We start from the raw sequence: 21117 nt of genomic DNA on the forward strand, positions 1-21117 counted from the left end.
AGGAAATCGCATGGCCACCAAAGCTGCTCGCCGTGCCGTGATCGTGTCCGGTGCGCGCACGCCGTTCCTGCGGGCGTTCACCGGATACACCAGGATGGATTCGATCGCGCTCGCCGACGCCGCGGTTCGCGGGTTGCTGGAGCGGACCGGGCTGCCCGGCGCGCAGGTGGAGGCGATCGTCTGGGGCGGTGTCATCCTGCCCGGCGCGGCGCCGAACATCGCCCGGGAGATCGCGCTGGATCTTCGGCTGGACCCTGGCTGCGAGGGCTACACGGTGACCAGGGCCTGCGCCTCCGGATTGCAGGCGGTCACGTCCGCCGCGGCGGCGATCGAGCGGGGCGAGTACGACATCATGATCGCCGGCGGCAGTGATTCCACCTCGAATGCCGAGGTCAAACTGCCGCAGAAGGTTGTGCACGCGGCGGCGCCGCTGGCGCTGGGCAAGCCGAAGCCGAAGGACTACCTGTCCGCGGTCGCGCGCCTGGCGCCGTTCACCGACCTGCTGCCGAGCCGGCCCAGGATCGCCGAGCGCACCACCGGTGAGGTGATGGGCGAGTCGGCCGAGAAGATGGCCCGCATCCACGGCGTGAGCCGCGCCGACCAGGACGAGTTCGCCGCCCGCTCACATCACCGCGCGGCGGCGGCCATCGAGTCGGGCCGGTTCGACGACGAGGTGCTGCGGGTGCGCACTCCCGAGGACGTGGAGATCCTGCGCGACGGTCTGGTCCGCGGCGACACCAGCGTCGCGAAACTCGCCGGTTTGAAGCCGGTTTTCGCGGCCGACGGCAGCGTCACAGCGGGTAACGCCAGCCCGCTCACCGATGGGGCCGCCGCGGTGCTGCTGATGAGCGAAGAGAAAGCGCACGCCCTCGGGTATCGGCCGCTGGCGGCGTTCCGGTCGTGGAGCTACGTGAGCGTCGATCCGACCGATCAAGTGCTGATCGGGCCCGCGATCTCGATGCCTCGTGCGCTGGAGAAGGCCGGAATGACGCTGGCGGACGCCGATCTCGTCGACATCCACGAGGCCTTCGCCGCCCAGACATTGTCGGTGCTGACCGCGCTGGCCAGCGACGAGTGGGCCAAGACCCGGCTGGATCGTGACACCGCCGTCGGCGAGGTGGATATCGACCGGCTGAACGTGCACGGCGGCTCGATCTCGCTCGGTCACCCCTTCGGCGCCACCGGGGCGCGCATGGTGACCACCATGGCCAACGAGTTGGCGCGCACGGGAAAGAGCACGGCCCTGCTGGGCATCTGCGCCGCAGGCGGGATCGGCGCCTCGGCGGTGCTCGAACGAGTCTGACGCGCCGCGTGGGCCGCCGCTCGACCCGGGGCGGTCGGCGCCGCGAGCGGTTACGACAGGCGGTGTCAGGGCTTGCCGGTGGCGCCCCGCCGCTTGCGTCCCTCGTTCGCGATGATTCGCAGACAGGTCTGGTGCTTGGTCTCGCCGGGGATGCCTTCCCGGCGCAGGCGCAACATCGCCTGTGCCAGATCGATGCCGAGCTCGCTCGACAGCCGAACAGCATCGACATTGGCCATTGCACAAACCTCCTGGAACCGGCGAACACCCTCGTGAACAGCACTGCGTGCGAAGCAGTTTCGCCCTTGTCGTACCCAGTCGGTATCCGATTGAACCATGAACGATCCACACATTTGGGTAACGATGCGGCACCGCTGCGGGGCGGTCAGCCGCGATAGGTTTCCTGGTGCACCGCCTCCGTCAGCGGTCTCCCGGCGCGCCAGCCGAAGCGCTCGAGATCGGGCACCCGCTGGAATTCACGCACCGGCCCCACACAGAGCCAAGCGACCGTGCGGACGCCCGCTGGGAGGTCGATCAGGTCGGCCAGGAATACGGGGTCGTAGAACGACACCCAACCCACGCCGACGCCTTCGGCGGTAGCGGCCAGCCACAGGTTCTGGATGGCGAGCACCGCGGAATAGATGCCCGTTTCGGGCACCGTGGCCCGGCCGAGTACCTGGGGCCCGCCACGGGCGTGGTCGTAGCAGACCACGACGCCGGTGCCGCTCTCCAGAATGCCCTCGATCTTGATCGGCTCGAACGTCGCGGCGCGCTCGGGTGGCAGCGCGTCCCGGAACTCCACGCGCTTGTGTGCCACGTGGTCGGCGAACTTGCGCAGCGTCGCCGGTTCCCGAACGACCACGAAGTCCCAGGGTTGCGAATTCCCCACGCTGGGCGCCCGGTGCGCGGCATCCAGCAACCGCCACAGTGTCGCATCGTCCACGGGTTCGCCGGTGAACTCCGCGCGCACGTCACGGCGCCGCCGGATCACCTCGTAGACACTCAGAACCTCAGGATGCACGGCCCGAGTCAATCAAACCCGGCGATCTCTCCGCACATGGCGGGGGTGGTCGGCTCGGATGGCCCGAACCCCGACCCCGCCACGCGAAGTTCAGCGGGTTGCGGAAGCAGTGCGCCTGGCGAGCCTGCGACGGCCTTGGGCCAGTGCGGTGCGCAGGCCGCGGCGCCGACCGGTCACCGGATCGACGGTGGCTGTGGTGCTGCCGCCGAACCTGCGTTCCGAGGCCGTCTCGGGGGCATCGTCGGCGGTGGCCCGCAGGTACTTGTTCGGCAGCGCCAACTTGAGGATCGTGCGCCACGCCTTGAAGTACTGCACCGGCAGCGAGCCGGTGGTGTAGGGCAGGTCGTATTTGTCGGCCAGCTCGCGCACCCGCACCGCGATGTCGGCGTACCGGTTGCTCGGCAGATCGGGGAAGAGGTGGTGCTCGATCTGGTGGCTCAGGTTGCCGGTCATGAAGTGCATGACCGGCCCGCCGGAGATGTTGGCACTGCCCAGCATCTGGCGCAGGTACCACTGGCCCTTCGTCTCACCGTCGATATCGGCCTTGGTGAACTTCTCCGCGCCGTCGGGGAAGTGGCCGCAGAAGATCACCGCGTTGGACCAGACGTTGCGGATCGCGTTGGCGGCCAGATTGGCGGTGAACGTGGAGGTGAACGCGGGCCCGGTGAGCGCAGGGAAGATCACGTAGTCCTTCAGGACCTGCTTTCCCATCTTGGTGAGCGCCTCGTTGCGCTTGCGCTCGAATTCGGCCCGCTCGGGGGAGCCGGGCTTGTACCGGCCCGCCACCAGCTTGCCGAGTTCCAGGTGCTGGATGGCCACGCCGTACTCGAAGAACAGCTGCAGCACCAGGTTGTAGACCGGGTTGCCCAGGTTGAACGGCTTCCAGCGCTGGTCGCGCGTCACCCGCAGCAGGCCGTAGCCGATGTCGTCGTCCATGCCGAGCACGTTGGTGTACTTGTGGTGCAGGTAGTTGTGGGTGTGCTTCCAGTGCTTGGCGGCGCCGGTGTTGTCCCATTCCCACGAGCTGGAGTGGATCTCCGGATCGTTCATCCAGTCCCACTGGCCGTGCATGACGTTGTGCCCGATCTCCATGTTCTCGATGATCTTGGCGGTGCCGAGCAGGGCGACGCCGGCCAGCCACGCGGGACGTTTCGGGCTGGCGAACAGCACCGCACGGCCGCTGATCTCGAGAACTCGCTGCAACCTGATGACATTGCGGATGTACTTCGCGTCGCGCTCGCCGCGCGAGGCTTCGATTTCTCGCCGGATCGCGTCGAACTCCGCGCCGAGTGCTTCCACGTCGGCCTCGGTGAGGTGCGCATATTCCTTGACATCCGAGATCGCCATACGGGTTACTTTATCGTAAGTTACGAGACCGTAGGTTGCGAAGTCGGCCGTGTGGATGTGTCAAATACCCTATTGCGATCCCGGCTGTCTGCTGGTAGGTTAGCGCGCCCTTCGTCGAATGCGAAAACGCTTGTCCCGCATGGCTTTCTCGCGCAGCACCGCTTGTTCATGGCGGGCCCGCTCCTGAAGCGCGTGCTTGGCCTCGCGCAGCACCTGCCGCTCGTGCTCGGCCTTCACCTTCAGGGCGGCCTTGGCCTCGCGCAGCATCTCCTTCTCCTGCCGCGCCTTCTCCTGCAGCACGATCTTCGCCTCGTGCAGCGCCGAACGCAGGCCGCGCCGCTTGCCGGTCTCCGGATCGATGCGCAGCCAGTGCGTCGACTCCGTGCCCCGCGACGGCAGCGTGATCCCGGCGAACTTGCGTTCCGACGAGGTCTCGGGCGCGTTGTCGGCGGTCGCCTTGAGGAACCGGTCCGGCAGCGCCAGCTTGTGGATCGTGCGGAAGGCGAGCAGATACTGCTTGCCCAGCGACCCGGTGGTGTAGGGGAGGTCGTACTTGTCGCACAGCTCGCGCACCCGCACCGCGATCTCCGGGTACCGGTTGCTCGGCAGGTCGGGGAACAGGTGGTGCTCGATCTGATAGCAGAGGTTGCCGCTCATGAACGCCATGGCGGGCCCCGCCTTGAAGTTCGCGCTGCCGAGCATCTGGCGCAGATACCACTCGCCGCTGGTCTCGTTCTCGAGCTGCTCGATGGTGAACTTCTCCGCGCCGTCGGGGAAATGGCCGCAGAAGATCACCGCGTAGGCCCATAGATTGCGCACCAGGTTCGCCGTCGCGTTCGCCTTCAGCGTCTGCTTGAACGCCGGTCCGGTCAGCGCGGGATAGAACAGGAAGTCCTTGGCCACCTGACGGCGGATCTTGCGTCCGAACGCCACGTTCGGCTCCGACATCAGCTGCCGGCGCGGGGTGTCCGACAGCTCCTTCTCGATGCTCCAGTCGTGCAGCGCGATGCCCCACTCGAAGGTCGCGGCGAGCAGCAGGTTCGCCAGCGGCTGCACCAGGTGGATCGGCCGCCACGGCTCGTCGCGGGTCATCCGCAGGATGCCGAAGCCCAGATCCTCGTCCTTGCCCAGCACATTGGTGTAGGTGTGATGGGAGTAGTTGTGCGCGCGGCGCCACTGCGCCGAGGGGCCCGTCATGTCCCATTCCCACGAGGTGGAGTGGATCTCCGGGTCGTTCATCCAGTCCCATTGCCCGTGGCTGACGTTGTGCCCGAGCTCCATGTTCTCGATGATCTTGGCGACCGACAGCAGTGCGGTGCCGGTCAGCCAGGCCCAGCGGTTGCGGCTGCCGAACAGCACGGCGCGCGCCGCCACCTCGAGACCGCGTTGGGCCGCGATCGCGCGCCGGATGTACTTCGCGTCGCGCTCACCACGCGATAGCTCCACCGAACGCCGGATGGAATCGAGTTCCTGCCCCAGTGTCTCGATATCGGCCGCCGTGAGGTGGGCAAACGTCTTGATGTCGGTGATGGCCACCGGGGTCCTTTCCCTACGCGATTCCCCGTCGAGAGTACCTGCCGGACTACACGTCCAGGGTGCAGTCGCCCGCCGCTACCGAGATGCAGGTCTGCACCTTGTCGCCTTCGCGGCGCTCCTCACCGTTGCGCAAGTCGCGCGCGTGGCCGGAACTCAGGGTGACCACGCAGGTCTGGCAGATGCCCATCCGGCAGCCGAACGGCATCTGCACGCCCGCGGACTCACCGGCCTCGAGCAAGCTGGTCGCGCCGTCCGCCTCGACGGTGCGTCCGGTCTTGCCGAAGGTGACGGTGCCGCCCGCGCCCACCGCGGAGCGCTCGATCTCGAAGCGCTCCACGTGCAGCCGGTCCGACAGGCCCGCCTCGCGCCAGTGGTTCTCGATTTCGTCGAGCATCCCGGCGGGCCCGCACGCCCAGGTGTCCCGTTCGCGCCAGTCCGGGAAAGCGGTGTCCAGATCGGCGAGCGCGAACTTGCCCTGCTCGGCGGTGAGATGCAGGCGGGTCAGGAAGCTCGGATTGCGCTCGTGCAGGGCGCTCAGCTCCGCGCCGAACATCACGTCGTCGGCGGTCCGCGCCGAGTGCAGGTGCGCCACGTCGGTGAACAGCTCGCGACGGTCCAGCGCGCGCAGCATCGACATCACCGGGGTGATGCCGCTGCCGGCCGTCAGGAACAGCACCTTCTCCGGCGGCGGGTACGGCAGCACGAATCCGCCCTGCGGCGCGGCGAGCCGGACGACGGTGCCGACCGGCACGCCGCTGACCAGGTGACTGGACAGGAAGCCTTCCGGCATGGCCTTCACGGCGATGGAGATCAGCCGCTTTCCGCCGTGGCCGGGTGCGGACCAATTCGGCGGGCAAGTCAGCGAGTAGGAACGCCAGTGCCAGCGTCCGTCGACCAGGATGCCGATGCCGATGTACTGGCCGGGCTGATATTTGAAGTCGAAGCCCCACCCCGGCTGGATCACCAGCGTCGCGGAGTCGGTGGTCTCCTTGCGCACCTCCACGATGCGTCCGCGCAGCTCACGGGCCGACCACAGCGGATTGGCCAGGTGGAGGTAGTCGTCGGGCAGTAGTGGCGTGGTGACCCGCGCCACGGCGCCGCGCAGCACGTTCAGCTTGCCGCCGCGCTCGGCGACGCCTGCGGCGGGCGCCTCCAGCCACGCGCGGACGCCTCGCACGGAGAAGCTCCCAATTTTCGAACCCATCGCTGCCGTTGGTCTCCCTGTCGTCGGATGCGCAGGCCGCCGTCTCCCCGATCGGAGGCCACGTCGGCAAGGTTACGGCATCGTAGGTTACCGCGGTGGGTGAGCCCGCGAACGATGCCGAGGATCAGAGCAGTTCGAGCAGGAACGGCAGCTCCTGGGCGGCGTACCAGGCCAGTTGATGGTCCTCGGCGTCCCCGAGGACGAACTCGGCGTCGGTGTCGCCCAGGTCGGCGGCGTCGACCACGTCCACGGCCTTGGCCACCTGTGGCTCGGCGTCGGCCAGGTCGACGTGCACCGAGGCGATCTGCTGATAGCTGATCGGACCTCCGAGGCGCACCACCGCGTCGTCGAGGTCGGGTCGCAATTTCGCGCCGGTCACGTCGGCGGCGATCACCGCGCGCCGGTAGACCGGACGGCCGCCCGCGACCGGCGCGGCGGCGTCGTCTTCGGAATCCTCCGCCGACCCGATCGCCTCGCGTTCGGCGGCGAGCAGCCGCAGCGAGGCGCGAGCGGCCTCGTTCATGGCGACCTCGCCGAGCTCCTCCTCGTCGCCGGAGGCGTACGCCTCGCGCAGCGCGGGCGTCACCGCGAACGCGGTACCGCCGATGGGGGCCAGCTCCCGGTTGTCGACCAGCTCGCGCAGCATCGGGACCGTAGCCGGGATGTAGACCCGCAGCTTCTTCTGATCAGACGCAGGCACCGAGCATCTCCTCCATGGAATCGCGCACCGCCGTGGCGAGCACGCCGATATCGGCCATCGCGTCGCGGTCGGCGTTGAGACCGTAGAAGACTCGTCCGTCGTAGGACGTGATCCCGATACTCGACGCCTGATTGCGCAGCAGTGGCGACACCGGGTACATCTCCAGCATCCGCGCGCCGCCGATGTACATCGGCGCCTGCGGACCCGGCGCGTTGGTGATCACCAGATTGAACGTGTGTTCTGCGAACGTACTCGCCGCGCGCACACTCATCGCATGCAGGCTGGCCGGAGCGAATCCGGCCAGATGCACGAGGGTACGCGCGCGGACGGCGCGCCGCTGACGTCCGTTGAATTCGGTGGCGTGCGCGATGTGCGACAGCCGCATCACCGGACTCGGCTCACCGACCGGCAGGTCGAGCAGGAACGACGACACTTCGCTCGCCGAGTGGGCCTGCTCGCCGTCGGCTCCCTCGACATACACCGACATCGGCACCACCGCCCGCAGCGTGGTCGACTCGGTGAGCGCTTCGCCGCGCGACAGCAGCCAGTTGCGCAGGGCGCCGGTGACCACCGCGAGGATGGCGTCGTTGATCGAGCAGTTGAATCGGCTGCGAATGGTGCGGTAGTCCGCCAGGTCGGTGCGCACCACGTCGAAGCGCCGGTTCCGCGAGGTGCGGGTGTTCAGGGGGCTGGCGGGCGCGCCGGTCGCGGCGGTGCGCACCGCCGCGACCACCGACTCGACCGCCCTGCCTGCCGTCCCGAGCATCGCGAACGCGCCGGCGCCCGCGTCCCGGGCCACTTCCAGCGCTTTGCCCGGCTGCGCGGCGAGATGGGCCAGTGCGCCCACCAGCAGTTCGACCTCGCCGGGTTCGCGCGGCGCGATCCAGTCGTCGTCGGCCAGCACGCGGGGCGCGGGCCCCGCGTCGAGGATCACGTGGCCGATCTCGAGTGCGGTGTCCCCGTCCACCAGCGCGGAATGGGTCTTGGTGAAGATCGCGCAGCGACCGTCGGACAGCCGCTCGATCAGGTACATCTCCCACAGCGGCCGGGCCGGATCCAACGGGTGCGAGGCGAGCCGGGCGACCAGGTCGTGCAGTTGTTCATCGGTGCCAGGACCGGGGAGCGCCGAACGCCGGATGTGATAGGTGATGTCGAACCGGCTGTCCTCGACCCAGACCGGCCGCCCCAGCGACAGCGGGATCTCGCGCACTTTGCGCCGGTACCTCGGAACCAGCGGGAGCCTGCTCTCGACCAGGTCGACCAGCCGGTCGTAGTCCAGGATCGCCTGCCCGGTGTTGTCGCCGGATTCGGTGTTCCGCACGATCGCGAGAGAGCCGATGTGGATCGGGTTGCTGCTCGACTCGAGCCGGTAGAACGCCGTGTCCTGCGGCGTCAGTCTCGTGATCACGCTGCCCGGTACTCCTTTTCCCGATGCGGTCCCCCCGCTCATTGTGCTGCCACATCAACCGTTACCCCGGCCGTTGTGACATTTCTGCTGGATTCGGTGCACTGTTTCCGCGCCCCGGGGTGGTCCCGTGACACGCTGGTCCGTTCGAGCTCGGCAAACCGATTCGATCACAGCGCGAACCGGGATGCACGGTCGAAGCACCCGGCCTCCGCCGTGTCGAAGGCACCGCTTGCCTCGTGCCGATCCTGTGACCTGATACTCGCGGTGCGGCGGGTGCGGCGGGTGCGGCGGGTGCGGCGGCCGAGGGTGCAGTCGCCGACACCGCTCGCTCACGCCAGCGCTCCGGCGGTTTCACCTACACCGGCTCGTAGTTCGACGCCCAGCACTGCCCCAGCCCCGGTTTCGAGCGCAGAGAGTCCGAGCGTCGTTCCGAACGAAGGCATCGGCGTGCGCTCGATCGTGCGGCAACCACCTGACGCGCCCTGCTGACCTCAACCCACGGTTTCGAGCGAAGCGAGACCGAGCATGCGCCGTTCGCGGCCCGGCTCGCGTCCGAGCGGCCGCCGCGTCCGCGACGCAGTCGCCAGCGGCGGCCGCTCGGACGCGAGCCACAAGGGGGCCGCGAACACCCAGCGCCGAAGGCGCTGGAAAAACAAACACAGCCAGCAGGGCTGCACATCGGCCGGACCATTACCATGAAGCATGCAGCGGATTCCGCGCAACCGCGTGGGCCGCACCGGCCCGGGGGCCGACGACACGTTTTGACACACCGACCAGAGGACTGACGAGACCCGTGCCTGCGCTGACACTGACGAGGTTGCTACGGATCGGCGAGGGCCGCATAGTCAAGCGGCTCTCGCATTTCGCCGACCAGGTCCTCGCCCTCGAATCGGAGTACGAGGATCTCAGCGACGCGGAGCTGCGGGCCAAGACCGACGAGTTCCGCGAGCGCTACGCCGAGATGGTCGAAGAGGGCGAGAATGATCCGCTCGGCCAGCTGATGGCCGAGGCGTTCGCGGTCGCGCGCGAGGCGTCCTGGCGGGTGCTCAGCCAGAAGCACTACAAGGTGCAGGTCATGGGCGGCGCCGCACTGCACACCGGCAACATCGCCGAGATGAAGACCGGTGAGGGCAAGACGCTCACCTGTGTGCTCCCCGCCTACCTGAACGCGATCAGCGGCGACGGTGTGCACGTGGTCACGGTGAACGACTACCTGGCCAAGCGCGATGCCGAGTGGATGGGTCGTGTGCACCGCTTCCTCGGTCTGGAAGTCGGCGTCATCCTGTCCGGCATGAGCCCCGCCCAGCGGCGAGCGGCCTACAACGCCGACATCACCTACGGCACGAACAACGAGTTCGGCTTCGACTACCTGCGCGACAACATGACCCACTCGCTGGACGACCTGGTGCAGCGCGGGCACAACTTCGCCATCGTCGACGAGGTCGACTCCATCCTGATCGACGAGGCGCGCACCCCGCTGATCATCTCCGGCCCGGCCGACGCCTCCTCGAAGTGGTACGCCGAGTTCGCGCGCATCGCGCCGCTGCTGAAGAAAGACCTGCACTACGAGGTCGACATCAAGAAGCGCACGATCGGCGTGCACGAGGCGGGCGTGGAGTTCGTCGAGGACCAGCTCGGCATCGACAACCTCTACGAGGCCGCCAACTCGCCGCTGGTGAGCTACCTGAACAACGCCATCAAGGCCAAGGAGCTCTACGCCCGCGACAAGGACTACATCGTCCGCGACGGCGAGGTGATCATCGTCGACGAGTTCACCGGCCGCATCCTGGTCGGGCGCCGCTACAACGAGGGCATGCACCAGGCGATCGAGGCGAAGGAAGGGGTGGAGATCCAGCCGGAGAACCAGACCCTGGCCACGATCACGCTGCAGAACTACTTCCGCCTCTACGACAAGCTCTCCGGCATGACCGGTACCGCCGAGACCGAGGCGGCCGAGCTGCACCAGATCTACAACCTCGGCGTGGTCCCCATCCCGACCAACAAGCCGATGGTCCGCGCCGACCAGTCCGACCTGATCTACAAGACCGAAGAGGCCAAGTTCTCCGCCGTGGTCGACGACGTCACCGAGCGGCACGAGAAGGGCCAGCCGGTGCTGATCGGTACCACCAGCGTCGAGCGCTCGGAGTACCTGTCCAAGCAGTTCACCAAGCGTGGCATCCCGCACAACGTGCTGAACGCGAAGTTCCACGAGAAGGAAGCGGAGATCATCGCCGAGGCCGGTCGGCCGGGCGCGGTGACCGTCGCGACGAACATGGCCGGTCGCGGTACCGACATCGTGCTCGGCGGCAACCCGGACATCATCGCCGACATCCTGCTGCGCAAGCAGGGTCTCGACCCGGTCGAGACGCCGGAGGAGTACGAGCGCGCCTGGCTGCCCACGCTGGACCAGGTCAAGGCGCAGACCGCCGAGGACGCCGACGCGGTCCGCGATGCGGGCGGCCTCTACGTGCTCGGCACCGAGCGGCACGAGTCGCGCCGCATCGACAACCAGTTGCGCGGCCGCTCCGGTCGCCAGGGTGACCCGGGCGAGTCCCGCTTCTACCTGTCGCTGGGCGACGAGCTGATGCGGCGGTTCAACGGCGCCGCTCTGGAGGCGATCATGACCCGGCTGAACCTGCCCGACGACGTGCCGATCGAGGCGAAGATGGTGTCCAAGGCCATCAAGAGCGCGCAGACCCAGGTCGAGCAGCAGAACTTCGAGATCCGCAAGAACGTCCTCAAGTACGACGAGGTGATGAACCAGCAGCGCACCGTCATCTACGGCGAGCGCAACCGGATCCTGCGCGGTGAGGACATGGAGGGCCAGGTCCAGGGCATGATCACCGATGTGGTCAGCGCCTACGTGGACGGCGCCACCTCCGACGGCTACGTCGAGGACTGGGATCTGGACAAGCTGTGGACAGCGCTGAAGACGCTGTACCCGGTGAGCCTGGACTACCGGGACTTGACCGGTGAGACCGAGGTCGGTGAGGCGGGCGAGCTGACCCGCGAGGAACTACTCGAAGCACTCCTGGACGACGCGCACGACGCCTACGAGCGCCGGGAGGCCGAGATCGACGGCCTCGCGGGCGAGGGCAGCATGCGCAATCTGGAACGCCAGGTGCTGCTGTCGGTGCTGGATCGCAAGTGGCGCGAGCACCTCTACGAGATGGACTACCTCAAGGAGGGCATCGGCCTGCGTGCCATGGCGCAGCGCGACCCGCTGGTGGAGTACCAGCGCGAGGGCTTCGACATGTTCACCGCCATGCTGGACGGCCTCAAGGAGGAGTCGGTCGGCTTCCTGTTCAACCTGCAGGTCGAGGTGCAGCAGCCGCAGCCGGAAGGCGTCGAGGTCGGCTCCGGGCTGCGTTCGCCGGTCGGCGCGATGGCCGCCCCGCGTCCGCTGCCCACCGAGGAGGCGCCTGCCGCGAACGGGCACGCCGCACCGGCGGCCCTGCGCGCCAGGGGTATCGACGACACCGCCCCGCGCGGTTTCAGCTACTCCGGGCCCGACGAGGGCGGCCGGGCAGCGGTGCACAGCGATGCCGAAGAGTACGGCGTGGACGGCGGTCCGCAGCCTACCCGCCGCGAGCGCCGCGAGGCGGCCCGCGCGGACGCGAAGGGCAAGCGCGGCCCGAAGTCCCGCCGCCGCCACTGATCCGCTGAACTCCGAAGGCGCCCAGGGTTTCCCTGGGCGCCTTCGCATTTCCGGATCGCCCTCTGCCGCAGCGTAATCCGGGTGTCGCTAGACGAATTCGATCGAGGCTATGCGCCATCCCTGGGCGGTGCGTCGGACGAACACCCGGGCGTCGAGGCCGGTGGTTTCGATGATCGTTCCGTCGGGCGTCTTGACCGCCTGGGTGATCAGAACGAGCCGGTCGATGCGGTCCGGGGTGTCGGGATCGTGTTCGGTGCCCATGATCAGGACGGTCGCTTCCACGGTCGAGCGGTCGCGGGCCCACTGGTCCCATTGCGCGCCGGGACCTCGCTCGGTGCTATTGCCCGACTCGGCTGCCAGGTCGGCGGTGAGCCACGGGGCCGCGCGGCGATAGGCGTCGGTTCGGCCCTGGTCGGGGCCGGGATGCCAGGTGAACATCGTCTGCAAACCGGAGCGGATGGTGGCGATCGCCTCCTTGTCGCCCTCGTGCACGTCGCTGCCGGTGTGGTCGGAGCAGCCGGCGCCGAGGGTGGCGATGAGCAGCGCCGCGATCATGAGCGGGAACCGCAGGATGGACACGGCAATCTCCTCAGAAGCGCACCGCTCGGATGCGCCAGCCTTGTTCGGTCTCGATCAGTGTGGCCCAGGCGGTCAGGTCGATGGTGTCGATCGGCCGGCCGCCCGGATCGGTGACGGTTTGGTTGATCAGCACGACACGGTCGACCCGGCCGGGCTGGTCGGGTGGGTGCTCGTCGGTGGAGACATCGACCGCGACCCGCACCGTCGCGCCGGCTTTCGCCCAGGCGTTCCACTGAGTCTTGGAGCCGCCTTCGGTGCGGTCGCGCGCACGCGCCCCGAGCTCGTCGGTGAGGTAGGGACGAGCGCGGGCATAGGCGTCGTCGGGGGAGGAGTCGGTGGCGGGCCGCCAGCCGAACATCGTTGTGAAAGCGGCGCGCAACACCACGTGCGGGTCGGCGGTCTCGGCGGCGCCGAGCGGGGCGGGCAGCGGCAAGCCGGGCACGGTTCCCGCGCAGCCGCCCACCGCCAGCACGGCCAGCGTCACGGCACAGCAGAGCAACAGGGTCCGGGTCATGACATACTCCGGATCTTCGCGCCGGGTGGAATCGGCGCCTGCACGACCTTGCCGTCCTCGGCCGACGCGTGGACCATCTTGCCGTCGCCGATCGCGATACCGACGTGGCGTGGCACCCCGTTCGGCCCGAAGTCGGTGTAGACGAGGTGCCCCGGACCGGCCCGGTCGGCGGGCAGCTCTTGTCCTTTCGTCCACTGCTGTTGCACGGTGCGGGGCAGCGTCACCGCGCCATCGGTCGCGACGTAGGCGACGTAGGTCGCCAGGCCCGGCGAATCGAAGCCGCCTCCCGTGGGGCCCTTGGTGTTTCCGCCGCCCCAGGTGTACGCGGCGCCGAGGTACTGCTCGACCGCCCGCGCCGCCTTCGAGCCGGACTCGGCGTCGCGGCCCGCCCCCTCGGCGAAGTCGGCTGCGGCGAACTCGCGTTCGTAAGCTCGGATCTTGCGCACGTAGGGCTGTGTCTGGGTGGTGTATTCGCCGCCCGACGGCATGCCGCGCGCCGCCTGTACCGCCCCGAACCCGGCGTTGTACGCGGCCAGTGCCAGGTCGACGGCGTCACCCCGCAACTGCCCGCTGGTGATGGCCGCCGTGGCATCCCGCCAGTTCTTGCACATGAAATGTGCCTGCGCGACCACGGCGTCGGCGATGCTGTTGATGTCGCTGCGGCCGTCGCCGTCCGCGTCGACTTTCCAGGTCTCCCACGTGCCCGGCAGGAATTGCGCCGGTCCCATTGCTCCGCTCGATGACACGGGCGCCGTGGCGCCGTGCCGGAAGTTGTTCTCCGCTTTGAGTTGCCCCGCCAGCAGCGGCGCGGTGATGCCGCTGCCGGGGCATTCGGCGGCGCCTTTGCGCAGCCACGGCACGAACTCCGCCGGAACCTTGCCCGGAGCCAGGCCGGCGCCGGGGCGGACGGCGCAATCGGCGATCGAGTGCGCCATCTTCAACGCCGATTGATCGGCCGTCGGAGCGGCCTGGTCGAGCAGCGGAGCCGGGTCGACGAACTTGCCGTTCCGCAGCCTGCCGCCCTGCCAGAGTTCGAAATGCAGGTGCGGACCGCTGGACGCGCCGTTGCTGCCGACGTCGGCGATGTGCTGGCCCGCCTTGACGACGTCACCGGTGGCGACGTGCATGCCGTCGTCGTACATGTGACCGTAGACGGTCGAGACCAGGCCGTCGGACGTGGTGGAGTCGATGACGATCCAGTTGCCGAAACCCGTAGCCTGTCCCGCGGCCACCACCTTGCCGTCCAGCGCGGCGAAGATCGGCGTGCCACGCTCGGCCGCCAGGTCCATGCCGCGATGGAACTCGCCGCCGCGGATGCCGAAGGCCGAGGAGACGGTGTAGCTGCCTTTTGCCATCGGCCCGTTGAGCACGACGCACGGCGGCGGTTGCGAAAGATCCAGCGGCAGAGCGCGTTCCGGAGGACGGTAGCGCACGGGAACCGGCGGCCGCTGTGGATCCGGTGCGGGCGGCGGCGGGGGTGGCTCGGAAGTGGTCGTGTCGGGCGCGGTCGTGGTCGGGCGGGTGGTCGAGGTCGTCGTGCTGGTGGTCGTCGTGCCGGTCGTGGACGTCGTGCAAGGGACGGCCGTCGCCGTGGCGGTGGTCGTGGTCGTCGGGCAGGTGGGCGTCGTGATCGGGCAAGCGGCTCGGCCTGCCGCGTTCGTCGGGCCTACCGGGTCGCAGACCTTCGTCGTGGCCGGTGCGGCCGTGGTTCCGGTGACGGACGTCTCGGCCCGCGTGCTCGTGACGGTCGAAGCGGCCGCACCGCCCACCGTGGTCGTCGGCGGTCGAAGCCGTGTGGTGGCAACGGATTCGGTGGTCACCGGCGCGGATCGTTCGGCCTGCGTCGGAGCCGGGGTGCCCGGCGGCTGGGATGGGATCGGCTCGGCCCAGGCACGCGCTCCTCGATCGGTGACGAGGGGCGTTTGCGTAACGCAGACGAACACGACCGACACCGTCACCGCTATGAGCAGCGTCAGGGTGCCGGAGCGGCGGAAGGTTCTGCGTCGGTGTCGGAGCATCGTCGGTTCCCCCGGTAGACGAAGGCGGACGCCACACAGCGTCGCGCCGAAGCGCGGCGCCCGCACCCAGCCGGATCGGCGAGAACTCGGGCGCCCGGCGGCACCCTCGGCCGCCGTCGCCGTTTCCCACCTGCGTCGATGCCCGGAGGTACCGTGCCCGAACGGGCAACGACCTGCGCGTTTAGTCCTCGTTCAATGCACGGTTAGTGGTCCGCGCAGGCTGGGTGCAGGCGTCGGGGAGGGTCGGCGCGGAAGTATCCGAGAGGTGCACGATGGACAGAACCGCGATCTACGTGGAAGCGCGCGACCCGATCTCGCGAGCGGGCCTGATCGCCCAGTTGCGGCCGCGCACGGAAATTCTCGTCGTCGACGACCCGGCACGCGCGGTGGTCGCGCTGGTCGTCGCCGACACGGTCGACGAACACACGTTGCGGACGCTGCGCCGCATGCAGCGAGACGGCAGGCGCCCGGTATTGGTGGCCGCCGATTTCGACGAGCACAGTCTCGCCGCCGCCGTCGAAGCCGGGATCGCGGGGCTGGTGCGACGCCAGGAGGCGACCTCGGAACGCCTGACGCACGCGGTGTGCGCCGCGGCGCGTGGCGAGGGAACCGTACCGCCCGATCTGCTCGGCAGGTTGCTCGACCAGGTGGGGCGGCTGCAGCGGCAGATGCTGCATCCGCGGGGGCTCAGCCTCACCGGGCTGACCCACCGGGAGATCGAAATCCTGCGTTTGGTCGCCGAGGGGGACGACACGGCCGAGATCGCCGCCAAGCTCTGCTATTCGCAGCGCACCATCAAGAACGCGCTGCACGACATCACCAGCAGGCTGCAGCTGCGCAACCGGTCACACGCGGTCGCGTACGCGCTGCGCCAAGGCTTGATCTAGGGCGGTGGCACAGTGTTCGTCGAGGTGGACGAGGCGCTGCGGGCGCTGGTCGGCGCGGACGCCGTCGACCGCAACGAGGTCGACGTGGTGTTCGACGCGCCGACCAAGGAGTGGGCGGCACGGCGGAACGCGCCCACCGTCAACATGTTTCTCTACGACATCCGCGAGGACCTGCGCAGGCGGCAGCGCGGCCTGATCAACGAGTACGACGAGAACCGTGTGGTTGTGCGCAGGCACCAGGGACTGCGGTATTTCAAACTGTCCTACCTCATCACGGCGTGGACGCAGCGGCCGGAGGACGAGCACCGCCTGCTGTCCGCGCTGCTGTCCTGCTTCCTGCGCCACGACGCGATTCCGGGTGATTCGCTGAGCGGGACGCTGGCCGAGATCGGTCTTCCCGTGGCGCTGAACATCGCGTTGCCGCCGCCGGAGGACCGGTCGTTCGCGGACGTGTGGTCGGCGCTGGGCGGCGAGTTGAAGCCGTCGCTGGATCTGGTGGTCACCGCGCCCGCGGACACCGGGCGGGCGATACCGGCGGCCGCACCCGCGCGCGAGGGTGTTTCGGTGGGCATGCGGGACCGGCACGGGCCGGCCGCCGACGCGCCGCGGGGCAAGCGGACGGAGCGGCGGCCGTGAGCGCCGCGAGCCTGCGCTATCTGCTCGCCCGTCTGGCCGTGATCGAGGCACGGGTACGGCGGGCGGTGGCGCAGCGCCGCGCGGACGATCCGCAACCCGACGACCCGTTTCGCGGCCTGTACCTGTCCGACGACGCGGTCGACCGCCTGCTGAGTTCGGCGCGTGCGCCGCTCGTCCCCGACCCGCTGGAAGCGCGGCGGGCAGCAGAAGCGGAAGCGATCGCCGCCGCGGCGCGTGCGGAGGGCGAGCAGGTTCGTTTGGCCCGGGTGATCGAGGAATTCGGGCTGGACGGGCTCGACGCCGAGGTTCTCCTGGTAGCGCTGGCGCCGGACGTGGACTCCCGTTTCGAATGGCTCTACGGCTATCTCAACGACGATGTGACGCGGCGCAGAGCGACTGTGGGACTGGCGCTTTCACTGTGCGGTGTGCCCGCGGCAGCCGCGGCGGGGCGTGCGCGCTTCAGTGCCGAGAGCGCTCTGGTCGGTGGCGGGCTCGTGACGATAGTGGAGAGCGACCGCCCGCTGCTTGCGCGGACCTTGCGCATACCGGACCGTGTGGTCGGGTATCTGCTCGGGGATGACACGCACGCTCCCGAGCTGAGCTCGGCGATCGCATCCGCACCACCGGAGCCGGCCCACCCGGACGCGGGTCTGATCGCCGCCTTGTCGGGCCGGCACGTGCTGGTGTACCTGCGCGAACGGCCCGGCGGCGGCGGTACGGCGGTAGCCGCGGCGGCGGCCCGCCGACTCGGTCGCGAAGTCTTGATCGTGGATCTGTCGCTGGTCGCCGACCAGCCGAGCACGGTCGCGACGGCGGTGCTGGAGGCGCGGCTGCGCGGCGCCGTGCTGGTGGCCGCGGCCGTCGACGGATTCGCCGAGCGGCCCGAGATCATCCGCGCGCTCGCGGACGCGCAGGCGACCGTCGTGCTGGTGGGCAGCGCGGTCTGGGACCCGGCTCGGGCCCGGCGTCAGCCGGTGCCGATCGACGTGGCGCCGCCCAGCGCCGCGGACCGCTCCCGGATGTGGCGCGCCGTGCTCGCCGACCCGCTGTCGGACGGGTCCGACGCGGCGCAGGCCACCATGCAGTTCGTGCTGACGCCGGAACAGGTCGTGCGAGCCGCCACGGCGGCGACCGTGCGGGCCGAACTCGCCGGCCGCCCGATGTCCGCCGAAGACCTGCGCTTCGGCGCCCGCGCCCAGAACAGCGCCGGTCTCGAGCGGCTGGCCCGGCGGATCGAGCCGTCGGTCGGCTGGCCGGATCTGGTGCTGCCGCAACCCGTTCTGAATCAGCTGCGCGAGGTGGCGTTGCGCGCCCGGCAACGCACCGTTGTGCTCGACGAATGGCGGATGCGGCCGGGCGGCGGGCGGGGGCGCGGCGTGACCGCGCTGTTCACCGGCGACTCCGGGACGGGCAAGACGATGTCGGCGGAGGTGATCGCCGCGGATCTCGGCCTCGACCTCTATACGGTGAACCTGGCGACCGTGGTGGACAAGTACATCGGCGAGACCGAGAAGAACTTGGAGCGGATCTTCGTCGCGGCGGCCGGGGTCAACGCGGTGCTGCTGTTCGACGAGGCGGACGCGCTGTTCGGCCGCCGTACGGAGGTGCGTGACTCGCACGACCGGTACGCGAACATCGAAAGCGCGTACCTGCTCCAGCGGATGGAGTCGTTCGACGGCCTCGCGATCCTGGCGACCAATCTCCGCGCCAACCTGGACGACGCGTTCACCCGGCGTCTGGACGTGGTGGTCAACTATCCGGCGCCCGACGAGGACGCACGCCGCAGCCTGTGGCAGCGCTGCGTCGGCACCAGGATTCCGCGCAGCGCCGACCTGGATCTGGACTTCTGCGCCCGCTCCTTCGAGTTGTCCGGCGGCAATATTCGCTCGGCGGTCATCACCGCCGCCTACTTGGCCGCGGGCGCCGGACGTGAGTTGTGCACCGCCGATCTCGTCGCGGGAGTGCACCGGGAGTACCGCAAACTCGGAAGGCTCACCCTGGCCAGGGAATTCGGCCCCTATCACGAGTCCGTGCGTCAGTAGCGGGGCGGCGGATTGCCCGTAAGTGTGGACATCCGTGCCCGAACGGGCAGGAAGGACTTCCCTGGCGGCGTCACGTCGGTCGACTGTCCGCGTCGCCACCCCGGCCGATACTCGACTCACCCGACATGAGGAGGTGAGCCGTGCGCGAATGCTCGACCTGCGGGACGCCCAATTCCACCGATGCCGAATTCTGTGTCAACCCGCAGTGCCGCACCTACCTGGGCTGGGCGACGAGCACGGCCGCGGCGGTGCGCGAGCAGCCCAGCGGAGCCCGCGCCGACACCCCCGTGACCGCCGGAGTGGCCCCGGGTCCGCCGCGGCCCGCCACCGCACCGACGGCCGCGCCGGGGAATCGGCAGCGCTACGGCGTTCACCTGTCTCTCGAACAGAACCAGTTGACCGTCGATCCCGGCTCGGCGGTGGTCACCACGCTCACCGTGCACAACACCGGCACCCGGGTGGAGGAATTCGAGCTCGGCGTGGCAGGCCCCATGCGCCCGTTCGCCCACCTGGAACCCGCCGTACTGAGTGTCTTCCCGGACGACAGGGCCACCGCGGTGCTGCGGTTCGCGCCGCCCCGCGATCCCGGAATCCGGGCGGGGCAGGCGCCGTTCCTGGTCGGCGTCCGGTCCCGGGTGAACGCGCGGGTCTCCGACAGCGGCTCGGGCACGCTGACGGTCGGCTCGTTCAGCGAGGTGCGGGCGGCGCTGCGGCCGGAGACCAGCCGCGGTCGCAAAGCGGGGAAACATACGGTCACGACCACGAACGCGGGGAACGTCCCGCTTGCGGTGCAGATCGTGCTCACCGACCGCACGGGCGCGTTGACGTTCCAGCCGCCCCAAGCGGCCGCACAGCTGGGACCCGGTGCGGCGGCGGAAACTTCGGTACTGGTCGGTGGCGGGCGAAAGTGGTTCGGGCGCACCGAATCACACGCGTTCACCGCACAGGTCGGCCGCCCCGGCGGTGGCGCGCCGGTCACGTTGAACGGCGTCCGCAACCAGGTGCCGATCTTTCCCTGGTGGGTTCCCGTCGCCGCCGCGGTGGTGCTCGCGCTGACGCTCGCGGTGGTCGCGCTGTGGCCGGGGGACAAGGTCCCGAGCATCGCGGGCAAGAGCAGAGCGGACGCCGAACGCACACTTCAGGAGGCCGGGTACCGGCCGGTGTACGTCCCCAAGGTCGACGCCGGTATCCCCTTCGGGCAGGCCATCGGGACCGAACCGCGGGCGAACGAGGAACTCGAGCGTGGTTCGCCGGTCAATTTGCACGTGTCGATCGGCCCGTGTGAGGGCGAATGCCTGATCGAAGTGCCCAACGTCTTGGGTCTGCCCCTGGCGGATGCGCAGAAGGCGCTCGAGCAAGCCGAATTCGGCGTCCGGCATTTCGAACAGCAGAGCCCGGAGATCGCCAAGGGCACGGTCATCGCGAGCACGCCCGCGGCGGGCGAGCAGAAAGCCCGTGGTAGCGAGGTGGCCCTCGCCGTGTCGTCGGGCCCGGCGCCCACGCCGACACCGGCAGGTCCGACGTCGGGCGCCGGTCCTGGCGACGAGAAGGACGAGGCGGGCAAGGACGGAACGGGTAAGGACGGGGCGGACAAGGAGCAGGTGCCGGTACCCGATGTCGCCGGGCTCCCGGAAGCGGAAGCTGTCGCGAAGATCGAGAGCAAGGGCCTGACCGCGACCAGGGTCGGCAAGCCGGACGACACCGTGGCCAAGGGGACCGTGCTGGCTACGGACCCGGCGGCGCAAATCATGGTGGCGAAGGGTTCCGCGGTCACGGTGACGGTGTCGAGTGGCCCGAAACCGGTCGCGGTGCCCGGCCTGGCGGGAAAGCCGAAGGCGCAGGCACTCTCGGAACTGGCGGCCCTCGGGCTGAAGACCAAGATCGGCGGCAAGTCCAGCACCACGATGGCGGCGGGCACCGTGCTGTCCACCGTGCCCGCGGCCGGAACCGAGGTGCGACCGGGGACCGAGGTCACCGTGGTGGTGTCTCAGGGGCACCCCTGCAAAACCGGCTTCGTCTTCCGGTCGGCCGCTCCCGACGACCCGGTCTGCGTCGATCAGGCCACTGCGGACCGCACGAAAACCGAGAACGATCAAGCGAAGTCCCGGGTGAGCACCACCGACCGCACCTACGGTCCCGACACCTGTGTCCAGGGATACGTCTGGCGTGAGGCGGTGCCGAACGACCATGTCTGCGTCTCCACTCGGTCTCGTGCCGACGCGGCCGCCGACAACGCGGCCGACAAAGACCGACACGTCAAGTGAGGC

General features: G+C 69.3%; 16 protein-coding genes. 6 read left to right on the forward strand and 10 right to left on the reverse strand.

Annotated features, from left to right (window positions below):
* Positions 1-10 precede the first annotated feature (10 nt).
* Positions 11-1303 carry an acetyl-CoA C-acyltransferase gene (locus LTT66_RS19865; protein WP_233060095.1) on the forward strand — a complete coding sequence of 431 codons (1293 nt, stop codon included), beginning with the start codon at positions 11-13 and terminating at the stop codon, positions 1301-1303.
* A gap of 65 nt (positions 1304-1368) precedes the next feature.
* Here the strand turns inward: LTT66_RS19865 and LTT66_RS19870 are convergent, their stop codons facing one another.
* The 7 genes from LTT66_RS19870 to LTT66_RS19900 all read right to left on the reverse strand — a co-directional run bounded on the left by LTT66_RS19870 (position 1369) and on the right by LTT66_RS19900 (position 8516).
* Complete coding sequence (locus tag LTT66_RS19870; protein ID WP_181719234.1) at positions 1369-1539, reverse strand: hypothetical protein; 171 nt, start codon at positions 1537-1539, stop codon at positions 1369-1371.
* Between the two features lie 146 nt (positions 1540-1685).
* Positions 1686-2306, reverse strand: a complete 621-nt coding sequence (gene bluB / locus LTT66_RS19875; RefSeq protein ID WP_195096943.1) for a 5,6-dimethylbenzimidazole synthase — start codon at positions 2304-2306, stop codon at positions 1686-1688.
* A 105-nt stretch (positions 2307-2411) separates the two neighbouring features.
* Positions 2412-3668, reverse strand: coding sequence for a fatty acid desaturase family protein (locus LTT66_RS19880; RefSeq protein ID WP_233060096.1), 1257 nt, complete (start codon positions 3666-3668; stop codon positions 2412-2414).
* 99 nt (positions 3669-3767) lie between these two features.
* Positions 3768-5204, reverse strand: a complete 1437-nt coding sequence (locus LTT66_RS19885; protein WP_233060097.1) for a fatty acid desaturase — start codon at positions 5202-5204, stop codon at positions 3768-3770.
* 46 nt (positions 5205-5250) lie between these two features.
* Positions 5251-6408, reverse strand: a complete 1158-nt coding sequence (locus LTT66_RS19890; RefSeq protein ID WP_195064920.1) for a ferredoxin reductase — start codon at positions 6406-6408, stop codon at positions 5251-5253.
* Between the two features lie 124 nt (positions 6409-6532).
* Positions 6533-7084, reverse strand: a complete 552-nt coding sequence (locus LTT66_RS19895) for a DUF6912 family protein (RefSeq protein WP_233069338.1) — start codon at positions 7082-7084, stop codon at positions 6533-6535.
* A 10-nt stretch (positions 7085-7094) separates the two neighbouring features.
* Entirely contained in the window at positions 7095-8516 is a 1422-nt protein-coding gene (locus tag LTT66_RS19900; RefSeq protein WP_233060098.1) for a WS/DGAT/MGAT family O-acyltransferase, read from the reverse strand.
* A gap of 793 nt (positions 8517-9309) precedes the next feature.
* On the opposite strand from LTT66_RS19900, the gene secA reads away from it, so the two are divergent.
* On the forward strand, positions 9310-12174 hold the full coding sequence (secA, locus tag LTT66_RS19905) for a preprotein translocase subunit SecA (RefSeq protein ID WP_233060099.1): 2865 nt from the start codon (positions 9310-9312) through the stop codon (positions 12172-12174).
* Positions 12175-12261: 87 nt separating this feature from the next.
* On the opposite strand, the gene LTT66_RS19910 is transcribed toward secA, so the two are convergent.
* The 3 genes from LTT66_RS19910 to LTT66_RS19920 are packed head-to-tail and all read right to left on the reverse strand — an operon-like array spanning position 12262 to position 15087.
* Positions 12262-12753: a hypothetical protein gene (locus LTT66_RS19910; protein WP_233060100.1), complete on the reverse strand. Its 492-nt coding sequence runs from the start codon at positions 12751-12753 to the stop codon at positions 12262-12264.
* Positions 12754-12763: 10 nt separating this feature from the next.
* Positions 12764-13267 carry a hypothetical protein gene (locus LTT66_RS19915; protein WP_195064916.1) on the reverse strand — a complete coding sequence of 168 codons (504 nt, stop codon included), beginning with the start codon at positions 13265-13267 and terminating at the stop codon, positions 12764-12766.
* Entirely contained in the window at positions 13264-15087 is a 1824-nt protein-coding gene (locus LTT66_RS19920; RefSeq protein ID WP_233060101.1) for a peptidoglycan DD-metalloendopeptidase family protein, read from the reverse strand. Before LTT66_RS19920 ends, LTT66_RS19915 begins: the two co-directional genes overlap by 4 nt.
* A gap of 470 nt (positions 15088-15557) precedes the next feature.
* On the opposite strand from LTT66_RS19920, the gene LTT66_RS19925 reads away from it, so the two are divergent.
* From LTT66_RS19925 to LTT66_RS19940, 4 genes are all read left to right on the forward strand, one after another.
* Positions 15558-16172 (forward strand): response regulator transcription factor, encoded by a 615-nt coding sequence (locus LTT66_RS19925; protein ID WP_195064914.1) that lies wholly within the window; start codon positions 15558-15560, stop codon positions 16170-16172.
* 12 nt (positions 16173-16184) lie between these two features.
* On the forward strand, positions 16185-16808 hold the full coding sequence (locus tag LTT66_RS19930) for a DUF4255 domain-containing protein (protein ID WP_233060102.1): 624 nt from the start codon (positions 16185-16187) through the stop codon (positions 16806-16808).
* Entirely contained in the window at positions 16805-18850 is a 2046-nt protein-coding gene (locus tag LTT66_RS19935) for an ATP-binding protein (RefSeq protein WP_233060103.1), read from the forward strand. Before LTT66_RS19930 ends, LTT66_RS19935 begins: the two co-directional genes overlap by 4 nt.
* A gap of 140 nt (positions 18851-18990) precedes the next feature.
* Entirely contained in the window at positions 18991-21114 is a 2124-nt protein-coding gene (locus tag LTT66_RS19940) for a PASTA domain-containing protein (RefSeq protein ID WP_233060104.1), read from the forward strand.
* The last annotated feature ends 3 nt before the right edge of the window (positions 21115-21117 follow it).

The sequence above is a fragment of the Nocardia gipuzkoensis genome (assembly GCF_021183645.1).
Taxonomy (GTDB): Bacteria; Actinomycetota; Actinomycetes; order Mycobacteriales; family Mycobacteriaceae; genus Nocardia; species Nocardia abscessus.